General features: G+C 58.9%; 19 protein-coding genes and 2 tRNA genes. 14 read left to right on the top strand and 7 right to left on the bottom strand.

Annotated features, from left to right (window positions below; translation table 11 throughout):
- Window positions 1-170: 170 nt before the first annotated feature.
- Window positions 171-1766, top strand: a complete 1596-nt coding sequence (serA, locus tag IEW73_RS00230; protein ID WP_188669631.1) for a phosphoglycerate dehydrogenase — start codon at window positions 171-173, stop codon at window positions 1764-1766.
- A gap of 62 nt (window positions 1767-1828) precedes the next feature.
- Window positions 1829-2842: a 3-isopropylmalate dehydrogenase gene (locus IEW73_RS00235; protein ID WP_188669632.1), complete on the top strand. Its 1014-nt coding sequence runs from the start codon at window positions 1829-1831 to the stop codon at window positions 2840-2842.
- Between the two features lie 19 nt (window positions 2843-2861).
- On the opposite strand, the gene IEW73_RS00240 is transcribed toward IEW73_RS00235, so the two are convergent.
- Window positions 2862-4100, bottom strand: coding sequence for an MFS transporter (locus tag IEW73_RS00240; protein ID WP_188669633.1), 1239 nt, complete (start codon window positions 4098-4100; stop codon window positions 2862-2864).
- A 164-nt stretch (window positions 4101-4264) separates the two neighbouring features.
- On the opposite strand from IEW73_RS00240, the gene IEW73_RS00245 reads away from it, so the two are divergent.
- From IEW73_RS00245 to IEW73_RS00260, 4 genes are all read left to right on the top strand, one after another.
- A complete protein-coding gene (locus IEW73_RS00245) occupies window positions 4265-5062 on the top strand; it encodes a fumarylacetoacetate hydrolase family protein (RefSeq protein WP_188669634.1) in 798 nt (265 codons plus the stop codon).
- A 56-nt stretch (window positions 5063-5118) separates the two neighbouring features.
- The gene (gltX, locus tag IEW73_RS00250; RefSeq protein WP_188669635.1) at window positions 5119-6597 is read left to right on the top strand and encodes a glutamate--tRNA ligase; all 1479 of its coding nucleotides are present in this window, start codon (window positions 5119-5121) and stop codon (window positions 6595-6597) included.
- A 109-nt stretch (window positions 6598-6706) separates the two neighbouring features.
- Window positions 6707-6778 (top strand) — tRNA-Gln (locus IEW73_RS00255).
- A 103-nt stretch (window positions 6779-6881) separates the two neighbouring features.
- Window positions 6882-6954, top strand: a tRNA-Glu gene (locus IEW73_RS00260).
- 69 nt (window positions 6955-7023) lie between these two features.
- Here IEW73_RS00260 and IEW73_RS00265 read toward each other — a convergent pair.
- Window positions 7024-7725 carry an IclR family transcriptional regulator gene (locus tag IEW73_RS00265; protein WP_188669636.1) on the bottom strand — a complete coding sequence of 234 codons (702 nt, stop codon included), beginning with the start codon at window positions 7723-7725 and terminating at the stop codon, window positions 7024-7026.
- Between the two features lie 204 nt (window positions 7726-7929).
- On the opposite strand from IEW73_RS00265, the gene leuC reads away from it, so the two are divergent.
- Both leuC and leuD read left to right on the top strand, forming a co-directional pair.
- Window positions 7930-9372: a 3-isopropylmalate dehydratase large subunit gene (gene leuC, locus IEW73_RS00270; protein WP_188669637.1), complete on the top strand. Its 1443-nt coding sequence runs from the start codon at window positions 7930-7932 to the stop codon at window positions 9370-9372.
- Between the two features lie 33 nt (window positions 9373-9405).
- Window positions 9406-10005, top strand: a complete 600-nt coding sequence (gene leuD / locus IEW73_RS00275; RefSeq protein WP_188669638.1) for a 3-isopropylmalate dehydratase small subunit — start codon at window positions 9406-9408, stop codon at window positions 10003-10005.
- A gap of 34 nt (window positions 10006-10039) precedes the next feature.
- On the opposite strand, the gene IEW73_RS00280 is transcribed toward leuD, so the two are convergent.
- Entirely contained in the window at window positions 10040-10939 is a 900-nt protein-coding gene (locus tag IEW73_RS00280; RefSeq protein ID WP_188669639.1) for an alpha/beta fold hydrolase, read from the bottom strand.
- Window positions 10940-11250: 311 nt separating this feature from the next.
- On the opposite strand from IEW73_RS00280, the gene IEW73_RS00285 reads away from it, so the two are divergent.
- On the top strand, window positions 11251-12105 hold the full coding sequence (locus IEW73_RS00285; RefSeq protein ID WP_188669640.1) for an HU family DNA-binding protein: 855 nt from the start codon (window positions 11251-11253) through the stop codon (window positions 12103-12105).
- A gap of 132 nt (window positions 12106-12237) precedes the next feature.
- Here the strand turns inward: IEW73_RS00285 and IEW73_RS00290 are convergent, their stop codons facing one another.
- From IEW73_RS00290 to cofC, 3 genes are all read right to left on the bottom strand, one after another.
- Window positions 12238-13173: an NUDIX hydrolase gene (locus IEW73_RS00290; protein WP_372433603.1), complete on the bottom strand. Its 936-nt coding sequence runs from the start codon at window positions 13171-13173 to the stop codon at window positions 12238-12240.
- 2 nt (window positions 13174-13175) lie between these two features.
- On the bottom strand, window positions 13176-15326 hold the full coding sequence (locus tag IEW73_RS00295; protein ID WP_188672622.1) for an RNA degradosome polyphosphate kinase: 2151 nt from the start codon (window positions 15324-15326) through the stop codon (window positions 13176-13178).
- 160 nt (window positions 15327-15486) lie between these two features.
- Entirely contained in the window at window positions 15487-16137 is a 651-nt protein-coding gene (gene cofC, locus IEW73_RS00300) for a 2-phospho-L-lactate guanylyltransferase (protein WP_188669641.1), read from the bottom strand.
- Between the two features lie 124 nt (window positions 16138-16261).
- Here cofC and IEW73_RS00305 point away from each other — a divergent pair, with 124 nt between their 5' ends.
- Window positions 16262-17260: an NAD(P)H-dependent glycerol-3-phosphate dehydrogenase gene (locus tag IEW73_RS00305; RefSeq protein WP_188669642.1), complete on the top strand. Its 999-nt coding sequence runs from the start codon at window positions 16262-16264 to the stop codon at window positions 17258-17260.
- 62 nt (window positions 17261-17322) lie between these two features.
- On the top strand, window positions 17323-18438 hold the full coding sequence (locus tag IEW73_RS00310) for a D-alanine--D-alanine ligase family protein (RefSeq protein WP_279345065.1): 1116 nt from the start codon (window positions 17323-17325) through the stop codon (window positions 18436-18438).
- Window positions 18439-18458: 20 nt separating this feature from the next.
- On the opposite strand, the gene IEW73_RS00315 is transcribed toward IEW73_RS00310, so the two are convergent.
- Window positions 18459-18989, bottom strand: a complete 531-nt coding sequence (locus IEW73_RS00315; protein ID WP_229675828.1) for a DUF3515 domain-containing protein — start codon at window positions 18987-18989, stop codon at window positions 18459-18461.
- A 46-nt stretch (window positions 18990-19035) separates the two neighbouring features.
- Between IEW73_RS00315 and IEW73_RS00320 the strand changes: the two genes are divergently transcribed.
- The 3 genes from IEW73_RS00320 to IEW73_RS00330 all read left to right on the top strand — a co-directional run bounded on the left by IEW73_RS00320 (window position 19036) and on the right by IEW73_RS00330 (window position 21429).
- The gene (locus tag IEW73_RS00320) at window positions 19036-20031 is read left to right on the top strand and encodes a thiamine-phosphate kinase (RefSeq protein ID WP_188673167.1); all 996 of its coding nucleotides are present in this window, start codon (window positions 19036-19038) and stop codon (window positions 20029-20031) included.
- A 160-nt stretch (window positions 20032-20191) separates the two neighbouring features.
- The gene (locus IEW73_RS00325; protein ID WP_188669645.1) at window positions 20192-20713 is read left to right on the top strand and encodes a gamma carbonic anhydrase family protein; all 522 of its coding nucleotides are present in this window, start codon (window positions 20192-20194) and stop codon (window positions 20711-20713) included.
- A gap of 38 nt (window positions 20714-20751) precedes the next feature.
- Window positions 20752-21429 (top strand): uracil-DNA glycosylase, encoded by a 678-nt coding sequence (locus tag IEW73_RS00330; RefSeq protein WP_188669646.1) that lies wholly within the window; start codon window positions 20752-20754, stop codon window positions 21427-21429.
- Window positions 21430-21467 lie beyond the last annotated feature (38 nt).

Here is a 21467-nt window from a genome sequence, read left to right on the forward strand (position 1 = left end):
TATTGAGGATGGTACTTGACTGACGGTGAACTGGCTCACATCAATGTGGGGAAGTGCCGCTCGGGTGCCCTCTCAACTCACCATCAGGTGAGACGATGTGGAATGTCACGGGGCAAGGGGACTAGGCTATTCGCCGTCAAGTAATTTCGTATCCTGAGGAGAGTTCGCACGTGACCCAGTCAGGTCGTCCCGTAGTCCTTATCGCGGACAAGCTCGCGCCATCCACTGTGGAAGCACTCGGCGATGGTGTGGAGGTTCGCTGGGTCGATGGGCCCAACCGTGCCGAACTGCTCGCCGCAGTACCCGACGCTGATGCGCTGCTTGTTCGGTCCGCCACGACGGTTGACGATGAAGTTCTCGCAGCCGCAACCAAGCTGAAGATTGTCGCTCGCGCAGGCGTGGGTCTCGACAATGTTGACGTCCCTGCCGCCACGGCACGTGGTGTGATGGTGGTTAATGCGCCAACATCGAACATTCACAGTGCGGCAGAGCACGCGGTGGCGTTGATGATGTCGGCGGCTCGCCAGGTTCCGGCAGCCGATGCCACGCTCCGCGACCGTGAATGGAAGCGCAGCAGCTTCAATGGCACCGAAATCTTCGGTAAGACTGTTGGTGTTGTCGGCCTTGGACGCATTGGTCAGTTGTTTGCGCAGCGCGCGGCAGCGTTCGAGACCAACATGATTGCGTATGACCCTTACGTTTCAGCAGCGCGCGCGGCTCAGCTGGGCATTGAACTTGTCAGTCTCGACGAACTGCTCGAGCGTGCTGACATCATCTCGATCCACCTCCCGAAGACTCCTGAAACTAAGGGTCTGATCGGTGCTGCTCAACTCGCTCGCACTAAAAAGGGCGTCATTATCGTCAACGCCGCACGTGGTGGCTTGATCGACGAAGCTGCGCTCGCTGATTCGGTGAAGAGCGGCCATGTTCGTGGCGCTGGCATCGACGTATACGCCTCAGAGCCTTGCACAGACAGCCCTCTGTTTGATCTGCCGCAGGTCGTTGTCACTCCGCACCTGGGCGCATCAACCGAAGAAGCGCAGGACCGTGCCGGAACCGACGTCGCGAAGAGCGTCATCCTTGCTTTGGCCGGCGAGTTTGTTCCCGACGCAGTCAACGTGGCGGGCGGCCCTGTTGGCGACGAGGTAGCACCATGGCTGGAAATTGTCCGCAAGCTGGGTGTGCTCGCAGGCGAGCTCGCTCCAGAATTGCCCGCTAGCGTCTCTGTTGCCGTCCGCGGTGAACTCGCGAGCGAAGACGTGAAGATTCTCGGCTTGTCCGCAATTCGTGGACTGTTCTCAGCCGTCATCGACGACGCCGTTACTTTCGTCAACGCGCCTTCGATTGCGGAGGAGCGTGGAGTCTCTGCAGAAGTGACCGTTGCTCCTGAGAGCCCCAACCACCGCAGTGTTGTCGACGTTCGCCTGGTTCTTACAGACGGAGAAGTCATCAACGTATCGGGCACCCTCACGGGTCCTGCGCGGGTAGAGAAGATCGTTAACATCAACGGTCGTAACTTCGACATGCGCGCGGAGGGAACCAACCTTCTTGTGCACTACTCCGATCAGCCTGGCGCTCTCGGAATTATTGGTTCCCGTCTTGGCGATGCCGGTGTCAATGTGCTCGCCGCGCAACTCAGCCAGGACACAGAAGGTGACGGGGCAACCATTTTGCTTCGCCTCGACGCTGACGTTCCACAGGGCGTCATCGATTCGATCTCTGCAGGAGTTTCTGCAACGAACATCAAGCTCGTCGACCTCAGCTGATTTTTCGCGTGTGGGCCGTGCCAGTCCTGGTGCGGCCCACACGTTGTATTGGAAAGGAAACCATGAAGCTTGCGGTTGTCCCCGGAGACGGAATCGGCCAGGAGGTCATCGCGGAAGCGTTGAAGACCCTCGATGTCGTTGCGCCCGGCGTGGAAAAGACCACCTTCGACTTGGGCGCCAAGCGCTACAACGCCACCGGTGAAATCCTTCCGGATTCAGTGTTGGAAGAGATTCGCCAGCACGACGCGATTCTCCTCGGCGCAATTGGTGATCCCTCAGTTACACCAGGAATTCTTGAACGTGGCCTACTGCTGAAGTTGCGGTTCGCCCTCGATCATCACGTCAACCTGCGCCCATCGAAGTTGTTCGACGGCGTTGTCGGGCCACTAGCAGGCAACAAGCCCGTCGACGTTGTGGTTGTTCGTGAAGGCACTGAGGGGCCTTACATCGGTAACGGTGGTGCCCTCCGCGTCGGAACCGCGCACGAAGTCGCAACTGAAGTCAGCGTCAACACGCGGTTTGGCATTGAGCGGGTAGTGCGGTACGGGTTCGATGTTGCGATGACACGCAACAAGCACGTCACACTTGTGCACAAGACCAATGTTTTGACCTTCGCGGGATCATTGTGGTCACGCACGGTCGACCAGGTTGCAGCCGAGTATCCAGAGGTCGAGGTTGCGTATCAGCATATTGACGCCACCACGATCCACCTTGTGACTGACCCGTCTCGCTTCGACGTGATTGTTACCGACAACCTATTCGGCGACATCATCACCGACCTGACGGCTGCGATCACTGGTGGTATTGGGCTCGCTGCGAGCGGCAACATTGATGCAAGTCGGACCAACCCCAGCATGTTTGAGCCGGTCCACGGCAGCGCTCCCGATATCGCTGGTCAGCAGAAAGCTGACCCCACGGCGGCGATTATGTCTGTCGGTATGCTCATGGCCCACATGGGTGACGAGGATGCTGCGCAGCGTATCGACCGGGCTGTCGCTGCGGATTTGGCGGCGCGCACACCTGGCGAGACCAGCGCTACCAGTGTTATTGGTGACAGGATCGCGGCTGCGCTGTAGTTAGTTTAGGTTCCGCGCATCATTCGCGAGTGTCGATGGTGCGCGGAATCGCAGGTATGGCTGCGATGGCGAATAGCGCGGCTGCCGCAAAGGCGGCAGGGAAGCCCGCGACCGCAATGAGCGCGCCGATTGAAGGCGGTACCGCGGTTCCGAGGGCGTTTTGTGCTGTGTTGTGGATGCCTAGTACTCGGCCACCCCAGAACGGTCCCGCGATTTCGGCCGCAGCCGTGTAGGCCAACCCGTTGTCGGCAACAGTGACGACGCTTGCGACGACTAAGAGTGCGACGGCGACGATGGCGATGCCGAAATAGTCGGTTACCGCGAGACCTGCCATCACGATGGCTGCACATATGGCGATGATTCGCATCGGGTTTGTTCGTGATCCCACGCGATCGGACCAAATTCCTGCACCAACCCTGCCGCCCGCGCCTGCTAGCTGGGTGGCGCCCACAAACGCTCCAGCGGTGAGAGCTGACCAGCCTAGTTCGCCTATTAGCCAGACGAGGGCGAAGGTCCACACGGTGAATTGCGGTACTACGAGCAAAACTGCAGCGGCGTGGATGCGCCACAGTCCAGCTTTATTGCGGTAGGGGTTTGATCCCAGTGCGATTCCTTCGGTGCCTTGGCGTGATGGCCGTGCGGGGTCGCGTACCCACGTTGCTACCACCAGTAATGCGACGACTGACAATGCTGCCGGAAGTAACAACGTGGTGATGGCACCGGCGGAGTGTGCGGCGGGCGGGATTGTGATGGCGGCGAGCGCAACTCCTAGGGGTTGCGCCATTTGACGCACTCCCATGGCAACACCCCGCCGGTGCATGGGGAACCACCCGATGATGAGTCTGCCGCTGGCCGTGTTTGCGCTGGCTGCGGCGATGCCACCGAAGAAGAGTGCAATCGCGAGTGCTACGACGGTGAGGCTTGTCGACGTGGTGAGTTGAATCGCTGCGGGCGAAAGCATGGTGGCTGCGCCTAGGCCGCTGCCAAGTAGTAAGACTGTGCGCTCACCAATACGATCGACGAGTACACCCCATGCGACGAGAGTGATCATCAGGCCACCAGTTACAGCCGCTGCGACAGCTCCTGCTGATGCGAGGCTTAGTTGGTATGGGCCCTGGGGGTCGCTGAGGTGGGGGATGAGAAAGGCGCCGGTTGCGACGAGGTACGCGGATGCTGTTTGGGCGACCGTGCTTGCGGCGAGTATCCGCCAAGGGAGCGGGGTGTGCCCCTTTATGACGGAGCTTGGCGAGTCTTTCATGGTCGACCCCCACTCAATTCAATCCCATTAAATGGGAAATTCATCCTGCCATGTGGATAGCGTCGATAATACTCCAAGCTGATCCGGATGCAACAAGTCGGCCACGTGGTGGTCGACGCTGCACGCTTCGCGCCGGTTCCACTGAAACCGCTAGGCTTGCCCCCATGCGTCTTGGTCGAGTAGCTAGCCCAGATGGCGTCGCATTCGTCGCCATCGATGGAGATCCTTCAGTATCAAACGGCGACGGTGCCGACGTTACCGTGCGGCAGATTGCCGAACATCCTTTCGGCAACCCCACCTTCACCGGGCGAACCTGGAAGTTAGCCGATGTTCGCCTCCTTGCCCCAATCCTGTCCAGCAAAGTTGTGTGCATCGGCAAGAACTACGCAGCGCATGCAGCGGAAATGGGGGGAGAAGCACCGGCTGAACCCGTGATCTTTATGAAGCCGTCAACCTCAATTATTGGGCCCGAGATACCAATCCAACTCCCGGATGCATCCGAGGAAGTGCACTACGAAGGCGAACTGGCAGTCGTCATCGGCCGCCCATGCAAAGACGTCCCCGCAGCGCGCGCACGCGACGTCATTCTCGGCTACACCGTCGCTAACGATGTCACAGCACGTGATCTTCAACGCCGAGATGGTCAGTGGACCCGGGCAAAGGGATTCGACACTTTCTGTCCGTTGGGGCCATGGATCAACACCGATATTGACCCGTCAGATCTGCGGATACATACCGAACTAGACGGCCAGACCGTGCAAGACAGCCGTACCTCCCTGCTCCTGCACGACATCCCCACGCTGATCGAGTGGGTGTCGCGTGTAATGACGCTGTTGCCAGGTGACGTTATTCTTACTGGAACGCCCGAAGGTGTGGGACCGATCCGTGCGGGCCAAAAAGTATCGGTCACCATTGATGGAATTGGCACCCTCACAAACACGGCGCAGCGGCGCAGTAGTTAGACGGCGCAGTATTTAGAACATGCGCGTTCCCCACCCCATCGCCAACGAGAAGAGTTATGAGTACAGCAGTGAAACCTGTCCGCGTGCGGTTCTGTCCTTCGCCCACTGGAACACCCCACGTCGGCCTCATTCGTACGGCGCTGTTCAACTGGGTGTTCGCTAGGCACCACGGCGGAGCTTTTGTCTTCCGGATTGAAGACACAGACGCACAGCGAGACAGCGAAGAGTCCTACAACGCACTTCTTGACGCGATGCGGTGGTTAGGAATCGATTGGGACGAGGGCCCTGAGATTGGTGGACCGTACGAGCCGTACCGTCAGTCACAGCGTCGCGAGTTGCACCTAGAGGTTGTGCAGAAGCTACTTGACGCTGGTGAGGCTTACGAGTCCTTCTCCACCCCGGCGGAAGTTGAAGCGCGCCATAAGGCAGCCGGTCGCGACCCCAAACTGGGGTACGACAACTTTGATCGCCACCTCACTGACGAGCAGCGGGCGGCCTTCGAGGCAGAGGGGCGGCAACCCGTTGTTCGGCTACGCATGCCGGACCATGACCTCACGTGGGATGACCTCGTCCGTGGGGAAATTACCTTCAAAGCCGGTACTGTTCCGGATTTCGCCCTTACGCGCGGCAATGGTGACCCGCTCTACACCCTTGTGAACCCCGTGGATGACGCCACGATGCACATCACGCATGTTCTGCGCGGGGAAGACCTCCTGTCGTCCACGCCTCGCCAGGTCGCCTTGTACGAGGCGTTGCAGCGCGTTGGTGTTGCTGAAGGCACTCCGTTGTTCGGTCATCTGCCGTACGTGATGGGGGAGGGCAACAAGAAGCTTTCCAAGCGCGACCCCCAGGCGGACTTGTTCTTGCACCGCGATCGCGGATTTATCCCTGAGGGATTGCTCAACTACCTAGCGCTGCTTGGTTGGAGCATTTCGGGCGACCGCGATATTTTCTCGTTGAACGAAATGGTGGCCGCATTCGACATCAGTGACGTGTCGAGCAACCCCGCTCGTTTTGACCAGAAAAAGGCGGACGCCATCAATGCGGAGCAGATCCGACTGCTCGACGTTGAAGAGTTCACCAAGCGCCTGCGCGCATTTCTTGAGCAGCATTGTGGCCTCCCAGAAGATGCAGACGCACAAGTCTTTGCGGTGGCGGCGGAACTTGTCCAGACACGCATCGTTGTACTTGAAGACGCATGGCAGCTACTGAAGTTCCTGTACACGCCCGAGAGCGACTTCACTGTTGACCCAGCGGCTGCTGCCAAGAACTTGAAGCCAGAAAGCGCTCAGGTACTGGAAGCAGCCATCGTCGCGCTCGAAGGTTGCGATAACTGGGTGACTGCTGAGATCGAGAATGCTCTAAAGACTTCGCTCATTGAAAACCTTGCACTCAAACCGCGCTTGGCTTTCGGGCCCGTGCGAGTAGCGGTTACAGGGTCACACATCAGTCCACCGTTGTTTGAGTCGTTGGAGCTTCTCGGCCGCGATCGCACACTCGGAAGGCTGAAGAATGCGCGAGAATCACTCGCCTGAACTGCTCGTTTGGGAAAACAGGCATAGAGTTTGCTAACCTGTTCACCGGTCTGGAGCGCAGGCGAGGGTGCTGTGCGTATGCACAGCGTCAGCCTTCGCTCCAGAACTTTGGGGTATGGTGTAATTGGCAACACAGCTGATTCTGGTTCAGCCATTCTAGGTTCGAGTCCTGGTACCCCAGCTTGTTTGAGGAAGGCCACCGAATTTGGTTGCCAGCCTCCAGCCAGCTAAGCTGACTGAGCTTTCGAGCAAACAAACAGTGAAACTTTCGGTTTCACAGTCCTGGCCCCGTCGTCTAGAGGCCTAGGACGCCGCCCTCTCAAGGCGGTAGCGCGGGTTCGAATCCCGTCGGGGCTACAATAGTAAAATCCCCCACCTTTTCCAAGGTGGGGGATTTTTCTATGTGTGGTGAACCACTGTGCCGCGTCAGAGGCGCTTCTGGATAGCTTCAGATGCTGCAAGAAGGTCGGCTGCCCATCGTGCACCAGGTTTGCGGCCCATGCGATCAATAGGGCCTGACACGGATATAGCTGCGATGACCGCGCCGGTGCTGTCGCGGATGGGGGCCGCAACGCTTGCGACGCCTGGTTCGCGTTCGGCGATCGACTGAGCCCAGCCGCGACGTCGAATCTCGCTGAGCGTGCGGTCTGTGAACTGGGCTTCTGACAGAATCGCCCGTTGGGTCGCAAGGTCAGACCAGGCAAGCAGGATCTTCGCCCCAGAGCCTGCAGTCATGGGCAGCCGCGCACCAACAAGGACGGTGTCGCGTAGTCCAGCTGGCGGCTCCATTGAGGCGATGCAGATACGTTCGAGTCCGTCGCGGCGATAAAGTTGCACACTTTCGCCGGTGATTTCACGCAGGCGTGGAAGTACATACGATGCTGCGTCGATCAGTGTGTCCTTGGCCGTGGACGCGAGTTCGGCAAGGGCGGGGCCAGGTGCCCACAGGCCTTGCGAATTTCGAATGAGAAGTCGATGAGTCTCAAGGCCGACGGCAAGTCGATGTGCCGTTGCCCTGGGCAGTCCAGTCCGCTCGCAGAGTACGCTGAGATTGCATGGTTCGTCTGCTACTGCGTGCAGAACAGTCATCGCTTTGTCTAGAACTCCAATGCCGCTATGCTGTCTCACAAGACGATATTAGCGTTCCGGATGCTGAGATGGCTAGTAGTAAGCAAAATGCGCTTTCCGCACAGTCCATTGTGGTTAGTTGAATAGCTTAATGCAATAGGCCCTCAGCAGGCGGAAACTAAGAGTGACATGTAGTGGGGTTGGCAGTCCGATTCAGCCCAAGTAATCGGCCGTCGAACCCCACCAAGATGGGGTGGTATTCAGATGACACAGACATCGCCAGCGACGGCCCGTCCCCGCACAATGGCGGAAAAAGTATGGGAAGAACACGTCGTCGTGCGCGGCAAAGGCGACGGAGCCTCCCGCGAACCCGACCTAATCTACATCGACCTCCACCTCGTTCATGAGGTCACGAGCCCGCAAGCCTTCGACGGCCTGCGCCTCGCCGACCGGCCAGTGCGCCGCCCAGACCTCACTATTGCGACCGAGGACCACAACGTCCCCACAATCGACACCGACAAACCCATCGCCGATCTCGTATCACGCACACAAGTCGATACGCTGCGAAAGAACTGCAAAGATTTCGGCGTGCGCTTGCACCCGATGGGCGACCTCGAGCAAGGCATCGTGCACGTTGTTGGCCCACAACTTGGCCTCACTCAACCTGGAATGACCGTGGTGTGCGGCGACAGCCACACGTCGACCCATGGCGCCTTTGGTGCACTAGCAATGGGTATCGGAACGTCCGAAGTTGAGCACGTCCTCGCCACTCAGACTCTCCCTCTGCGGCCATTCAAGACGATGGCGATCAATGTTGACGGCGAACTCCCGCCCGGTGTGACAAGCAAGGACATCATCCTTGCTGTCATTGCCAAGATCGGCACCGGCGGCGGCCAAGGCTACGTCCTTGAATATCGCGGCAGCGCTATCCGTAGTTTGTCGATGGAATCGCGCATGACCATTTGCAACATGTCCATCGAAGCTGGCGCTCGCGCCGGCATGATTGGCCCTGACGAGACGACGTACGAATTCATCAAAGGCCGCCCGCACGCACCCAAGGGTGCAGATTGGGACGCCGCGGTTGCCGCCTGGGACCAACTCACCACCGACGAGGGTGCGGAGTTCGACCAAGAGGTTTACATCGACGCGTCCACCCTTGCGCCGTTCGTTACCTGGGGCACCAACCCGGGGCAGGGCATTGCGCTTAGCGAGAGCGTCCCAGATCCCGAATCCTTCGGTGACGAGGGCAGTCGTACAGCGGCATCTAACGCACTTAAGTACATGGGTCTCACTGCGGGAACGCCCATGCGGGAGATCCCTGTCGACGTTGTTTTCGTAGGATCCTGCACAAACGGTCGTATTGAAGACCTACGTGCGACAGCGGAGGTTCTGAAGGGCCGAAAGGTAGCGCCAGGGGTGCGCATGCTGATCGTCCCAGGTTCCATGCGCGTGCGCGCACAAGCAGAAGCTGAGGGGCTAGGAGACATCTTCGAAGCCGCCGGTGCTGAATGGCGCCAGGCCGGGTGTTCGATGTGCCTCGGGATGAACCCCGACCAACTCGCCCCAGGTGAGCGGTGTGCATCCACGTCGAACCGCAACTTCGAAGGACGGCAAGGTAAAGGCGGGCGTACTCACCTCGTTTCGCCACCGGTCGCCGCAGCCACCGCGGTACGCGGCACATTGTCCTCACCCGCAGACCTCGCCTGAACTTCGGCCACGCCAACTCAAGGATTAGTCACCATGGAAGCATTCACTAAACACACCGGAATCGGTGTTCCGCTGCGCCGGTCCAATGTCGACACTGACCAAATCATTCCTGCGGTTTACCTCAAACGAGTCACCCGAACAGGATTCGAGGATGGACTTTTCGCCGCGTGGCGTAATGATCCGTCGTTCGTTCTGAACAATGCCCCATTCGACAAGGGCTCAGTCCTCGTTGCGGGCCCAGACTTCGGCACCGGGTCATCGCGTGAACATGCAGTGTGGGCGCTGTCAGACTTTGGTTTCCGGGTTGTCATCTCATCGCGTTTCGCAGACATCTTCCGCGGAAACTCCGGCAAGCAGGGACTGCTTGCTGCCGAAGTTGAACAGAGCGATGTCGAACTGCTGTGGAAAAAGCTCGAGGAACAACCGGGGATGGAGATCACGGTTGACCTCGAGACAAAAACCATCACAGCTGGGACTGTTGTGGTCCCGTTCAGCATCGATGACTACACCCGGTGGCGCCTGCTGGAAGGTCTCGACGACATTGGGTTGACGCTGCGCCACGAAGAAGCGATCACCACGTTCGAGAAGACTCGGCCGACCTACAAACCAGCGACTCTACCTGCAGCGCAATAGGGTTGTAGGCAACGCCAGGGTTGACGCCGTGCGTTCACTCGCCGGTCTTTTGGGTGACGGTGTCGATGAACTCGCGCGTCGCGGCTGCAAGAATTGCGGGATGTGAGATCGGCGCCCAATGCCCGGCGTCGATCTTGCGTTCCACCATGTGCGTTACGTACTTGCCGTAGTCCGCGTATCCGGAATGATGCACGGCTGGGTCCCGCATGTTGATGATCACTTGCACGGGGACATTGATGATTTTGCTGCGCGGCCGCGATAGGCGGGGACCGATGTTGGCGCGGTAGCGGTTGACACCGTTGGCCATGTCATCAGGCAACGTGGCTGCGGGACGGACCCTCTCAGCGTCCTGGCCGTCGAACAAGGCGAGGAAGCGCGGCCAATGTTGGGCGACACCGTTGCGAAGAACGTACTGCGGCAGCATAGGAATATGAAACAGGTACGTGTACCACGAGTTCGCAAGCTGACGTAGGGGACCAGCAAGGTTTCTCGGGGTTGGTCGCGAGAATCGGTCGCGCACCCAGCTCCCTAAAATGTCCAGGTTTGGGCCGGAAGTGATTGTCGCTGACGCTATTCGCTGCTCGGCTTGCGGCTCACCGAGGACCTCCCACGTTTCCACACCGCCCCAGTCGTGTGCGAGAACATGGACCTGACCGTCGGGGCACACGTCATCGATGACGGCGTAAAAGTCCCGCGCAAGTTCAGGTAACGCGTAAGCAGATGTCGAGTTTGGAGCAGTGGTAAGTCCGGCACCGCGGGTGTCGTACGAGATGATGCGGAACGTGTCGCCCAACTCTGCGACCACAGCGTCCCATAAAGCGTGAGTATCTGGCCAGCCGTGGACAAGCACAAGTGGGGTGCCACTTGGGTTGCCGGATTCGAAAACAGCGATACGGATATCACCATTGGTGACGTACTTAGTGGGGGTGTCCATAATTGCCATCCCAGAGTTCCCATCCAGAGTTCACAAACGATACGGCGACCGCTAAAGCATGAAACACACTTGCGCTCCGTAGGCTACTCGTTGGGACGATCGCCGTTCTAATCATCTGAAAGCGACACCAGCACTGTGGCATTAAAACCACACTGTGAAGGGGTGCCGAATAATAATTTTCAATGAGTACGCGGCAAATTCTGCCGTCTCCACACACGAGATTTACTGTGGCACATAGACTCGGAGAGATCACAGAATTACTGTGAGACTGGGGCCGGAGCCACCGGGGCCAGACTGTGCGGAGGCAATGTATGAACAAGGCGGACCTCGTCGATGCCCTCACCCAGAAACTGGGCACGGATCGGCGCAATGCATCACAGGCAGTTGAAACACTTGTAGACCTGATAGTACGGGCTGTTCACGCAGGTAAAACAGTCACTATCACTGGTTTCGGTGTGTTCGAGCAGCGAGCTCGAGCAGCGCGCGTCGCGCGTAATCCACGTACGGGCGAAACAGTTCGTGTCGAGCCCACCAATGTCCCATCTTTCCGGCCTGGTGCTCAGTTCAAGGCGCTCGTTGCTGGCGAAGCTGATCTTCCGGACGAGGGTCCTGCCGTCAAGCGCGGTGCGGGTGCCCCTGCGTCAACGGAAAAGGCTCCGTTGCCACGTGCAGCGCGAAGCACAGTGGTCAAGGCTCCCCGAAAAGCGGCTACCAAAGCTGTAGAGGCGGGTAAAGCTGCGGGCAGCGCTGCTACCGACGCGGCGACAACTCCCGCGAAGAAGGCCCCCGCGAAGAAAGCCCCAGCTGCTAAGGCACCAGCAAAAGCAGCGGCCGCGAAGAAAGCTCCAGCCAAGAAGGCTCCAGCTGCTAAGGCGCCAACGAAAGCTGCTGCAGCGAAGAAGGCCCCAGCGAAGAAAGCTCCTGCCAAGAAGGCGCCAACTAAAGCTGCGGCAGCTAAAAAGGCTCCTGCGAAGAAAGCTGCTCCAACTAAAGCTGCACCAGCAAGCGCGTCGACAGCTGAAACAACTGCTGCTGCAAAAGCCCCAGCGAAGAAGGCTCCAGCAGCCAAAAAGGCGCCTGCCAAGAAGGCTCCAGCCAAAAAGGCCCCAGCTAAGAAGGCCCCGGCTAAGAAGGCTCCAGCGAAGCCTGCCGACTCCGCTGAGTAGATGCTGCTATCTCGGTGGCCGCAGTAGTACAAAAGAGTCGATCACAGTCTGCACACGATGCCTGTGCGGGTCCACATGTGGATCCGCACAGTTCATTTGGTGTTCACTGGCGAGTTAAATCGGTCGGTGTGGTTAGGCGGTACTGAGCGCAGTGTCAGAATGCGGCGATGCAAGGTAGTCCGCACTGAGAAGCCGACCATCAAGCAGAGAAAGAACCCACACGCTTCCCTTCAGATTGTCCGATGGTGGAAGTGTGATACCACTGCGTTGAGCCAGCCATTCAGTTATATGTGGGATAACTTTGCCTTGGCTGCACACCACCCGTGTGCCGGGGAGCCGCGAGATTTCAAGTAAACGCTTGTGCGCCGCTTCAGGATCCTTTATGTAGGCCTCTTCTGACAGTGTGGGTTCAACAATTATGTCGCGGTTCAATTCGTCGGCCAGCGGTGCGACCGTTTGCGTGCAGCGAACCCGGTCCGCAGAATGCACGTCCGTTGCCCCGAATGCAAGAAAATGGGGAAGAAGCGCTTCGGCTTGTGCCCGGCCCTCAGGTATCAGCGGGCGAGCAGTGTCGTCGCCGAAGAAGTCCTCTCGCCGACCAGCTTTAGCGTGGCGAACGAACAGCAATGTCGTGACGTCAGTTGGTTGCTTGGCGTAAATTTTGATGACGCGGCGATCCAAGTTGTAGCTCACCTTCTTGGCGGCTTTTTCCACTGTCAACCAGAGCAGTTCGTCACATTCCTCATTGGGCACGAACTCGCCGCCGAGAGCTTCGGCCGCCCAATAATCGACTTCTTTGCGCTTGGCATCTTTCAGCGGGTAGGAAACGCGGATGAGGTGTCTCCCCAACTTAGGGACGAAACCGGTCTCTTCCTCAATTTCGCGGGCTGCAGCGATGACTGGTGTTTCCCCGGAATCCAATTTTCCTTTGGGCAACGACCAGTCGTCATACCGGGGGCGATGCACAACGGCGATTTCCCGCACCCCCTTGGGGGTACGTCGCCACAGCACCGCTCCCGCTGCGAGAACGCTTGTGGATTTGTGCTTCTTTTTCTTCGTCGAACCCACGTTTATGACCCTTGTGTTAGATGCCGGCGAATCATCTCCTCTTGATGATCGCGCACTTGCTCGCCATCTGCAGGGGCGGCCACCCAATTGCTGTCTTCTTGGAGAACCCAGCAGCGAGTAGTGGGGTCGAGCGCGGAGTCAAAGATACTGTTGATTTCAGCCGTGATCTTGGGGTCGGTGACGCGCAGGAGAACCTCCACGCGGCGGTCCAAGTTGCGGTGCATCATGTCGGCGCTACCGATCCAGAACTCGTCGCTCCCGGCGAAGTGCATGATGCGGGAGTGTTCGAGGAAACGTCCGAGGATAGATCGCACATGGATGGTCTCGCTAAGTCCGGGGACACCGGGCTTGAGTGCACAAATGCCGCGAACAACAATCTCGACCGGTATGCCCGCTTGTGATGCGCGGTAAAGCGCATCGATAACTTGTTCGTCGACGAGAGCATTTGCTTTCATGCGGATCCGTGCAGGAAGACCAGCGCGCTGGAATTCAATCTCTTTGTCGATTCGAGCGATGATGCCTGATCGAATCCCGGTGGGGGCGACAAGAAGGTTGCGGTACTGCTCCACGCGCGAGTAGCCGGTGAGCGAGTTGAACAAGTCGGTGAGGTCCGCGCCAACCTCCGGTGCAGCGGTGAGGATACCGACGTCTTCGTACAATCGGGCGGTCTTGGGATTGTAATTGCCGGTCCCGATGTGGCAGTAACGGCGGATGGTGGCGCCTTCACGCCGCACCACGAGACACGTTTTGCAGTGCGTTTTGAGGCCCACGAGGCCGTAAACGACGTGCACGCCTGCCTGCTCAAGTTTGCGAGCCCACTTGATGTTGGCTTGCTCGTCGAAGCGCGCTTTAATCTCGACCAGCGCTACAACCTGTTTGCCAGCTTCTGCGGCATCGATCAAGGCATTGATGATCGGGGAGTCGCCGGACGTGCGGTACAAGGTCTGCTTGATGGCGAGCACTTGTGGGTCAGCCGCGGCTTGTTCAATGAACCGCTGCACGCTGGTCGAGAATGATGCGTATGGGTGGTGTACGAAGATGTCACCTTCGCGGAGGGTCGAGAAAACACTCTTCGGGGTCTCGCGTTCACCGAACGCTGAGTGCGTTGCGGGTACGAAAGGCTTGTCCTTGAGTGCGGGGCGGTCTACGGCGTACACCTGCCAGAGACTCGAAAGATCAAGTAGCCCAGGCACGTGAACAACATCGGCTGGGTCGACATCGAGTTCACGCAGGAGCAGGTCGAGCATCCGTTCGGTCATGTCATCGGACACTTCGAGCCGAACTGGGGAGCCGAAACGGCGGCGGGCAAGTTCACGTTCGAGCGCTTGCAGGAGATCTTCGTCGCGGTCTTCTTCCACTTCGAAGTCGGCATTCCTCGTGATGCGGAATGCGTGGTTCTCGACGATCTCCATCCCGTGGAAGAGTACGTCGAGGTGCGCGGCGATGAGTTCCTCAACCGGGAGGAAAGCCACTGTGTCGGGGTCTTCATGGTCGACCTTGACGTACCGGCTGACGTTGTTGGGAACTTTGACGCGGGCGAAATGCTGGCCCCCACTGGCATCACGAACTGTGACGGCTAGGTTCAAACTCAGCCCACTGATGTAGGGGAAAGGGTGGGCCGGGTCGACAGCGAGCGGGGTGAGGACCGGGAAGATCTGCCCGTGAAAAAACGTCGACAGCTGTTTGTGTTGGTCGTCGTCGAGTTCGCCCCACGACACCAGCAAGATGCCCTTTTCGTCGAGCGCTGGGCGCACCTGGTCCATGAAGACGCGGGCGTGTTTGTTCGCAAGTTCTTGAGTGCGTGTGGCGATGAGTGACAACTGTTCGCGCGGCGAAAGGCCGTCTGCGGAACGCACCGACAAACCTGTTTCGTCTCGGCGTTTCAGCCCGGCGACACGCACCATGTAGAACTCGTCGAGGTTGGAAGCAAAGATTGCGAGGAACTTCGCGCGCTCAAGAAGGGGGATTGACGAGTCTTCAGCGAGGCTGAGGACACGGGAGTTGAAATCCAGCCAACTCAGTTCGCGGTTCAAGTATCGATCCGCAGGCAGTCCCTCAGGCGTGGAATCCGCCGCCGTCGCCGCAGGTGGGGCGGACGGGATGACATGCACGGGTGTGTTGGGTGCAAGTTCTGCATCAGGGTCCAGCGTCAGTCCGTCGGGTAGCGGGTGCTGCTCAGTCTTCGCTGCATCGTCTGCAGATACGTCGCTGGCAAGAGGTCGGGGGGAACTTGCGTGATCGGCCACCCCCTGATCATTCCAAATTATTGCGCATCGGCAAGCCAGTCTTGCTCTGATTGAGCTAAACATTTAATTACCAGTGGGTGACGCGCCGGAAAAGTGGCGCTTTACGGGTTACATCACGAGTGAAAGCACCAACATCGAGTCCACCGATCTCGTCAAGATCGGCTGGGGTGTCAACGTCATGACGCAAGCCTGGTACCGGTCCAAGGAATGGCCGCGCCCCGTCGGCATGAAAAGCGGCGGCGGAATTGGGACCGAACAGTGGGTGCACAGCGTGCCCGCCGGGAATAAACAAGGCAGTGGTGCCGATGCCGTGACGATCAGCGATAAATACCGGTGTCGCAGTTGTTGCGGTGAATGTCATGACGGCTTCTAGCTCGTGCGGTTGCACAGCTGGCACATCAGCGTGGACGATGCCGAGCGCTGTTCCGGGGTTTGCTTGGCGAATGCGATCGCATGCGTCCGTCAGGGAGTCGTTTAAGTCGTTTCGCTGTTCGGATTCATACAGGGCACCGTGTTCGCACGCGATTTTTTCGACATCCACAGAGGAACCAACAACGGTGACGCGCGAGACAAGCGGGCTCCGCGACACAGCATCAAGCGTGTCGCGCAACATGGCGGCGGCTAGTCGTGCCCGCTCCGTTGCGCTAAGAACCCCAGCGAGGCGCGATTTCGCCTGACTCAGCGGTTTTGCCGGAACAACGACGGCGAACACATCCACCACACACACCCTAGTCGCTTATGGCTGGGCGGGTTTGTTGGTGTATGTGCCGCCGATGCGCCCCGTGGCTGGCAGAATGCGGGCACAAGGTTCTTTGACGCGCGAACGGTGGAGGTAGGTTGTCATGACCAAGGCAGCAGTAATGGGTTCGGGCTCATGGGGAACTGCGTTCGCCAAGGTGCTCGCCGACGCTGGTACCGACGTCATGATGTGGGCGCGTCGACCGGAACTTGCACAGTGCATTGAGCAAACCAACGAAAACAAGGACTACCTGCCTGGCAGCATCTTGCCGGAGAGGCTGCACGCGACGCACGACCCCGAAGTGGCGCTCGCGAATGCTGACATCGTTGTTCTTGCAGTACCGTCTCAAACCTTGCGCGGCAACCTTGAATCGTGGAAGTCGATGATTCCCCCAGACGCGACTCTGCTGAGTCTGGCCAAGGGCGTTGAAAGCGAAACTTTGCTGCGGATGAGTCAAGTAATCGCGCAGGTCACCAAGGCTGATCCTTCGCGAATTGCTGTGTTGTCGGGGCCGAACCTTGCCCGTGAAGTTGCGGAAGGCCAACCAGCTGCCACCGTGATTGCTTGCCCCGACTCTGCCCGCGCAATTGCAGTGCAAAAAGCTTGTCACACAGGCTATTTTCGCCCGTACACAAATACCGATGTGATCGGGTGCGAAATCGGTGGGGCATGCAAGAACGTCATCGCTTTGGCGTGTGGGATGGCCTCTGGTGTTGGGTTGGGCGACAACACCATTGCATCGATCATTACCCGAGGGCTAGCGGAGGTGACGCGACTTGGCGTAGCTACGGGCGCAAACCCTTCGACGCTAGCCGGGCTCGCAGGCGTGGGTGACCTCGTGGCGACCTGCACCTCGCCGCTGTCTCGCAATCGTAGTTTTGGACACGCTTTGGGCCGGGGTGGCAGCCTTGCCGATGCCCAACGGGCCGCGCATGGGCAGGTCGCCGAGGGCGTGAAATCATGTACATCAGTCCGTGCTCTGGCCAACAGTTATGGCGTGGACATGCCGTTGACCAACGCCGTGCACCGGGTATGCCACGAGGACCAAGCGGTTCTCGATGCAGTGCAGCAATTGCTTGGGCGCAGCACCAAATCCGAATAAATCTTCGCCACACGTGTACGACCATTCGCATGACCAAGTTTTCGGAAGGTAGCGTTACCAGAGTGTCTGACAAGCGGATTCGAGTAGCAGTCATTTTCGGTGGGCGCAGCAGCGAGCACCCCGTGTCGTGTGTGTCGGCTGGCAGTGTGCTCCGCCACATCGATCGGGACCGGTTCGACGTCACCCCCATCGGCATCACCACAGCCGGTGCATGGGTGCAGGGCGTCACCGACCCGGACAAACTCGTGATCGCAAATAAGACGATGCCCTCTGTCGATCCCGCCGGTGGAGAGGTGTGCTTGTCGCCTTCGCCTGCCAGTGACGGTGCCGTCATCGCAATGGACTCCACCGAAATGGGCCGCCTGCTCGCCAATGTCGATGTTGTTTTCCCCATCCTCCACGGGCCATACGGCGAGGACGGCACTATTCAAGGCCTGCTTGAACTATCTGGTGTTCCATACGTGGGACCAGGCGTTTTGGCCAGCGCCGCAGGGATGGATAAGGAATTCACCAAGAAACTCCTTGCTGCCGAAGGGCTACCGGTAGGCCGTCAGATCATTCTTCGCCCGGGTACGCACGAGGTCACGGATGCTCAGCGTGAGGCCATCGGCTTGCCCGCTTTTGTTAAGCCCGCTCGGGGTGGATCGTCAATCGGGATCTCCCGCATCACCTCCTGGGACCAACTGGCTGACGCGATTGCTGTCGCTCGGGAACACGATCCCAAGGTGATCATCGAGGCGGGCATTGTTGGTCGTGAAGTCGAATGTGGTGTCCTGGAGTTTCCTGATGGGCGGGTCGAGGCCAGCGTCATCGCCGAGATTCGATTGCCCGACACACACGTGGGCGACGCAGAAGGCGGCGCTTTCTATGATTTCGAAACTAAGTACATCAATGACGTCACTGAATTTGATGTACCCGCAAACTTAAGCGACGTCGAAACGAAAGAAATTCAGCGAATCGCCGTAGAGGCATTCCGTGCCCTTGATTGCCAAGGCCTGGCACGAGTCGACTTTTTCTCGACCGCTGACGGACCGGTCATCAACGAGATCAACACAATGCCGGGATTCACATCGATCTCGCTGTATCCGCGGGTATGGGCAGCGAGTGGTGTTGAATACTCCGATTTGATTTCCACCCTCATCGACACCGCAATCGCTCGCGGGACTGGGCTTCGGTAGCGGGGGATTGGGCCAGCGGGCTAGTTAATTGGTGCCGGGTCGATCGGTTGTGGCGGCAGCACATCAGCGATCGTGTCGGACACCACCTGGAGTGGGGTAGGGCCTGAGCCGTTGGGGACAGTCAAGGCTATGTAGATTCCCCTGTCGACGGCGTACCAGGTGCTTGAATCAATCCCGAGCGGGGCGCCTGATGCCTCGAACCACTCCACGCCGTTGATGATCTGCAACGCGGCAGCACGATCAAACTCAAGGGGCCGGTCAAGCCCACACCGCAACACAACTGGGTCATCAAGCGAGGCCGCCAAGCGCCATGCCGCAGCACCCACAGGCGCCGGATCCAACAACTCCGCCCGCTCAAGGTCTCCCAGCGTGTCGGGCAGCGCCGACACCACACTGGCACATTGCTCCGACTCGGCGTCGGGCGCAGGCACCACGGAGAGAGGGACAGGTTGGGAAGGGGCGGTCCGCTGCAACACCACCGCCGCCACGATGAGAGCGACAACCAGAATCACTGGCAGAGCCACTGCCGTCGCAATGATTGCGGGTGACATTCGTTCTGACGACGTATCGTTCACAGCGCCACCGTACTCTAATGCAGTGACAACTGACCGATCAGATCTTCCCAATGTCAGCGACGCCACAGTGAGCGAAATCGGCGAATTTTCCGTCATCGCCCGCGCCACGGACCAGCGTCAACAGCCCGCAGATGTGCAGGTGGGGCCCGGCGACGACGCCGCAGTGGTCACGATCGATGGTGCTGCTGTTGTGGCATGCGTGGACACCCTCGTTGAGGGTAGGCATTTTCGTGTGGACTGGTCGACGGGAAGCGACATAGGGCGCAAAGCGATCGCACAAAATGCGGCAGATCTTGCTGCGATGGGTGCGATACCAGTGACGTTCCTTGTGTCCTTAGGGTGCCCCGCAGATACTTCGGTGGCGTTCACCGACGATCTGGTAGCGGGGCTATGGGCTGAGGCCGCCAGATTTGGAGCCGGGATTAGTGGCGGCGACTTGGTGCAGTCCGATCAAATCACTGTGTCGGTGACCGCTTTGGGCTCTTTGCAGGGGCGAACGGCTGTCCTGCGTAGTGGAGCACAACCCGGCGACGTTGTTGCCGTTGCGGGTGAACTCGGAAAGTCAGCAGCAGGGCTTCATCTGCTGGCCAACATGAACTCCGATTCGTTGGCACCTTTTGTTGACTGCGTGCATGTTCATCGTGTGCCCGACCCCCCGTATACCGCAGGGATCGCGGCAGCGAATGCCGGTGCGCATTCCATGATTGACACATCGGACGGGTTGCTCGCGGACCTATCTCATGTGGCTGCAGCCTCGCAGGTGCGGGTCGACATAGAAACGGCGTTGCTCCCGATACCGTCGGCGGTAGCTGAAGTGGCAGAAATGGCGGGGGTCGACCCGTTGGATTGGGTACTCGGCGGTGGAGAAGACCACGCGCTCGTGGCGACTTTTGCGTCTCATCAGACTGTGCCCGCACCATTTAGGCGGGTCGGCAGCGTGTCTGCCGGTTCCGGCGTCACCGTCGATGGGGCGCGCGTCGAACAGCGTGGGTGGACGAGTTGGCGCCGCACTGAGTGATGCTTTTGGGGCTTGTTGGCTTCGCGCTCCCGTTTTGTGCGGACGCTCCCGGTTTTGCGGTGAAAAAGTGGGAGCGTTTGCACAAAGTCGGAGCCCCACTGGAAACCACCACCAGACCATCAGCTGTGACAGTGTGTCTCACTTGCTTTATGCTTGCGCGATGGCGATATATGCACTCGGCGACAGGGTCCCGTCCATTCATCCCGATGCCTACGTACACCCAGATGCCGTTGTCATCGGTTCGGTCACCCTTGAAGCAGGCGTTTCCATCTGGCCGACGACCGTACTTCGTGGTGACTACGGCACCATTTCCATCGGTGCCAAGTCCAACATTCAAGATGGCACGATCATTCATTGCACGAGTGTTCACCCGACAGTCATTGGGGAAAATTGCGTGGTGGGGCACAACGCGCACATCGAGGGTGCCGTTATTGGGCCGAACTGCCTTATCGCATCCGGCTCGATTGTGCTCAACGGCTCAGTGATTGGCGAGAACGCGATCGTCGGCGCCGGTGCAGTGGTGCCGTTCAATTTCCAACTACCCGCCTACCGGATGGCTTTGGGTGTTCCAGCGAAGATCCGCGAAGGCTACGAGGTGCCGGTCGGGCACGTCGACGGCAACACTGCGGTGTATATGGCGAACGCAACCTACTATCGTGAGGCTTTGCGTCGACTCGATTAGTGGCGATGCAACCGCAACGGTAGAGGAGAAGCAGAGTCATGGCGCCCAAGCCATTGTCCGACATTGTTGAAGCTGGCTGGGCTGAGGCGCTGGCGCCGGTAGAGCCGGTGATTGCGGAAATGGGGGAGTTCTTGCGGGCCGAGCAGTCGGCCGGTCGCGGATACTTGCCCAGCGGCGCGAACATTTTGCGGGCATTCCAGCAACCACTTGCGGACGTGCGGATTCTGATCGTGGGGCAGGACCCATATCCGACACCGGGGCACGCTGTGGGGCTCAGTTTTTCGGTGGCGCCCGATGTTCGCCCATTGCCGCGTAGCTTAAGCAACATTTTTCGCGAGTACTCCGACGATCTTGGGTTTCCGATGCCGTCGAACGGAGATCTGACTCCGTGGTCGAAAGCTGGCGTGATGTTGTTGAACAGGGTTCTCACGGTGCAGCCGGGGCAGCCAGCATCTCATCGCGGTAAGGGCTGGGAGGCAGTGACGGAGCAGGCGATCCATGCCTTGGTGGATCGAGTTGATCCGTTGGTGGCCATTTTGTGGGGCCGTGATGCGTCGACGTTGAAACCGTTGTTGCCAGATGTGCCGATTATTGAATCAGCGCACCCGTCTCCGTTGTCGGCCTCGCGGGGGTTCTTTGGGTCCAAACCTTTTAGTCGCGCCAATGAGCATCTTTTAGATCTTGGAGCCGACGAGGTTGATTGGCGCTTGCCGTAATTTTAGGACGTGCCTCGTGCGGTGAAGGTCCACCACAT

The organism is Hoyosella rhizosphaerae (genome assembly GCF_014643175.1).
Taxonomy (GTDB): domain Bacteria; phylum Actinomycetota; class Actinomycetes; order Mycobacteriales; family Mycobacteriaceae; genus Lolliginicoccus; species Lolliginicoccus rhizosphaerae.

Excerpts from the sequence above, each read along its gene's own strand:
- IEW73_RS00305 (WP_188669642.1), top strand. The coding sequence starts at position 16,262 with ATGACCAAGGCAGCAGTAATGGGTTCGGGCTCATGGGGAACTGCGTTC.
- IEW73_RS00315 (WP_229675828.1), bottom strand. The coding sequence starts at position 18,989 with ATGTCACCCGCAATCATTGCGACGGCAGTGGCTCTGCCAGTGATTCTG.
- IEW73_RS00280 (WP_188669639.1), bottom strand. The coding sequence starts at position 10,939 with ATGGACACCCCCACTAAGTACGTCACCAATGGTGATATCCGTATCGCT.
- IEW73_RS00235 (WP_188669632.1), top strand. The coding sequence starts at position 1,829 with ATGAAGCTTGCGGTTGTCCCCGGAGACGGAATCGGCCAGGAGGTCATC.
- leuC (WP_188669637.1), top strand. The coding sequence starts at position 7,930 with ATGACACAGACATCGCCAGCGACGGCCCGTCCCCGCACAATGGCGGAA.
- IEW73_RS00240 (WP_188669633.1), bottom strand. The coding sequence starts at position 4,100 with ATGAAAGACTCGCCAAGCTCCGTCATAAAGGGGCACACCCCGCTCCCT.
- gltX (WP_188669635.1), top strand. The coding sequence starts at position 5,119 with ATGAGTACAGCAGTGAAACCTGTCCGCGTGCGGTTCTGTCCTTCGCCC.
- IEW73_RS00245 (WP_188669634.1), top strand. The coding sequence starts at position 4,265 with ATGCGTCTTGGTCGAGTAGCTAGCCCAGATGGCGTCGCATTCGTCGCC.
- IEW73_RS00325 (WP_188669645.1), top strand. The coding sequence starts at position 20,192 with ATGGCGATATATGCACTCGGCGACAGGGTCCCGTCCATTCATCCCGAT.
- leuD (WP_188669638.1), top strand. The coding sequence starts at position 9,406 with ATGGAAGCATTCACTAAACACACCGGAATCGGTGTTCCGCTGCGCCGG.
- IEW73_RS00330 (WP_188669646.1), top strand. The coding sequence starts at position 20,752 with ATGGCGCCCAAGCCATTGTCCGACATTGTTGAAGCTGGCTGGGCTGAG.
- IEW73_RS00285 (WP_188669640.1), top strand. The coding sequence starts at position 11,251 with ATGAACAAGGCGGACCTCGTCGATGCCCTCACCCAGAAACTGGGCACG.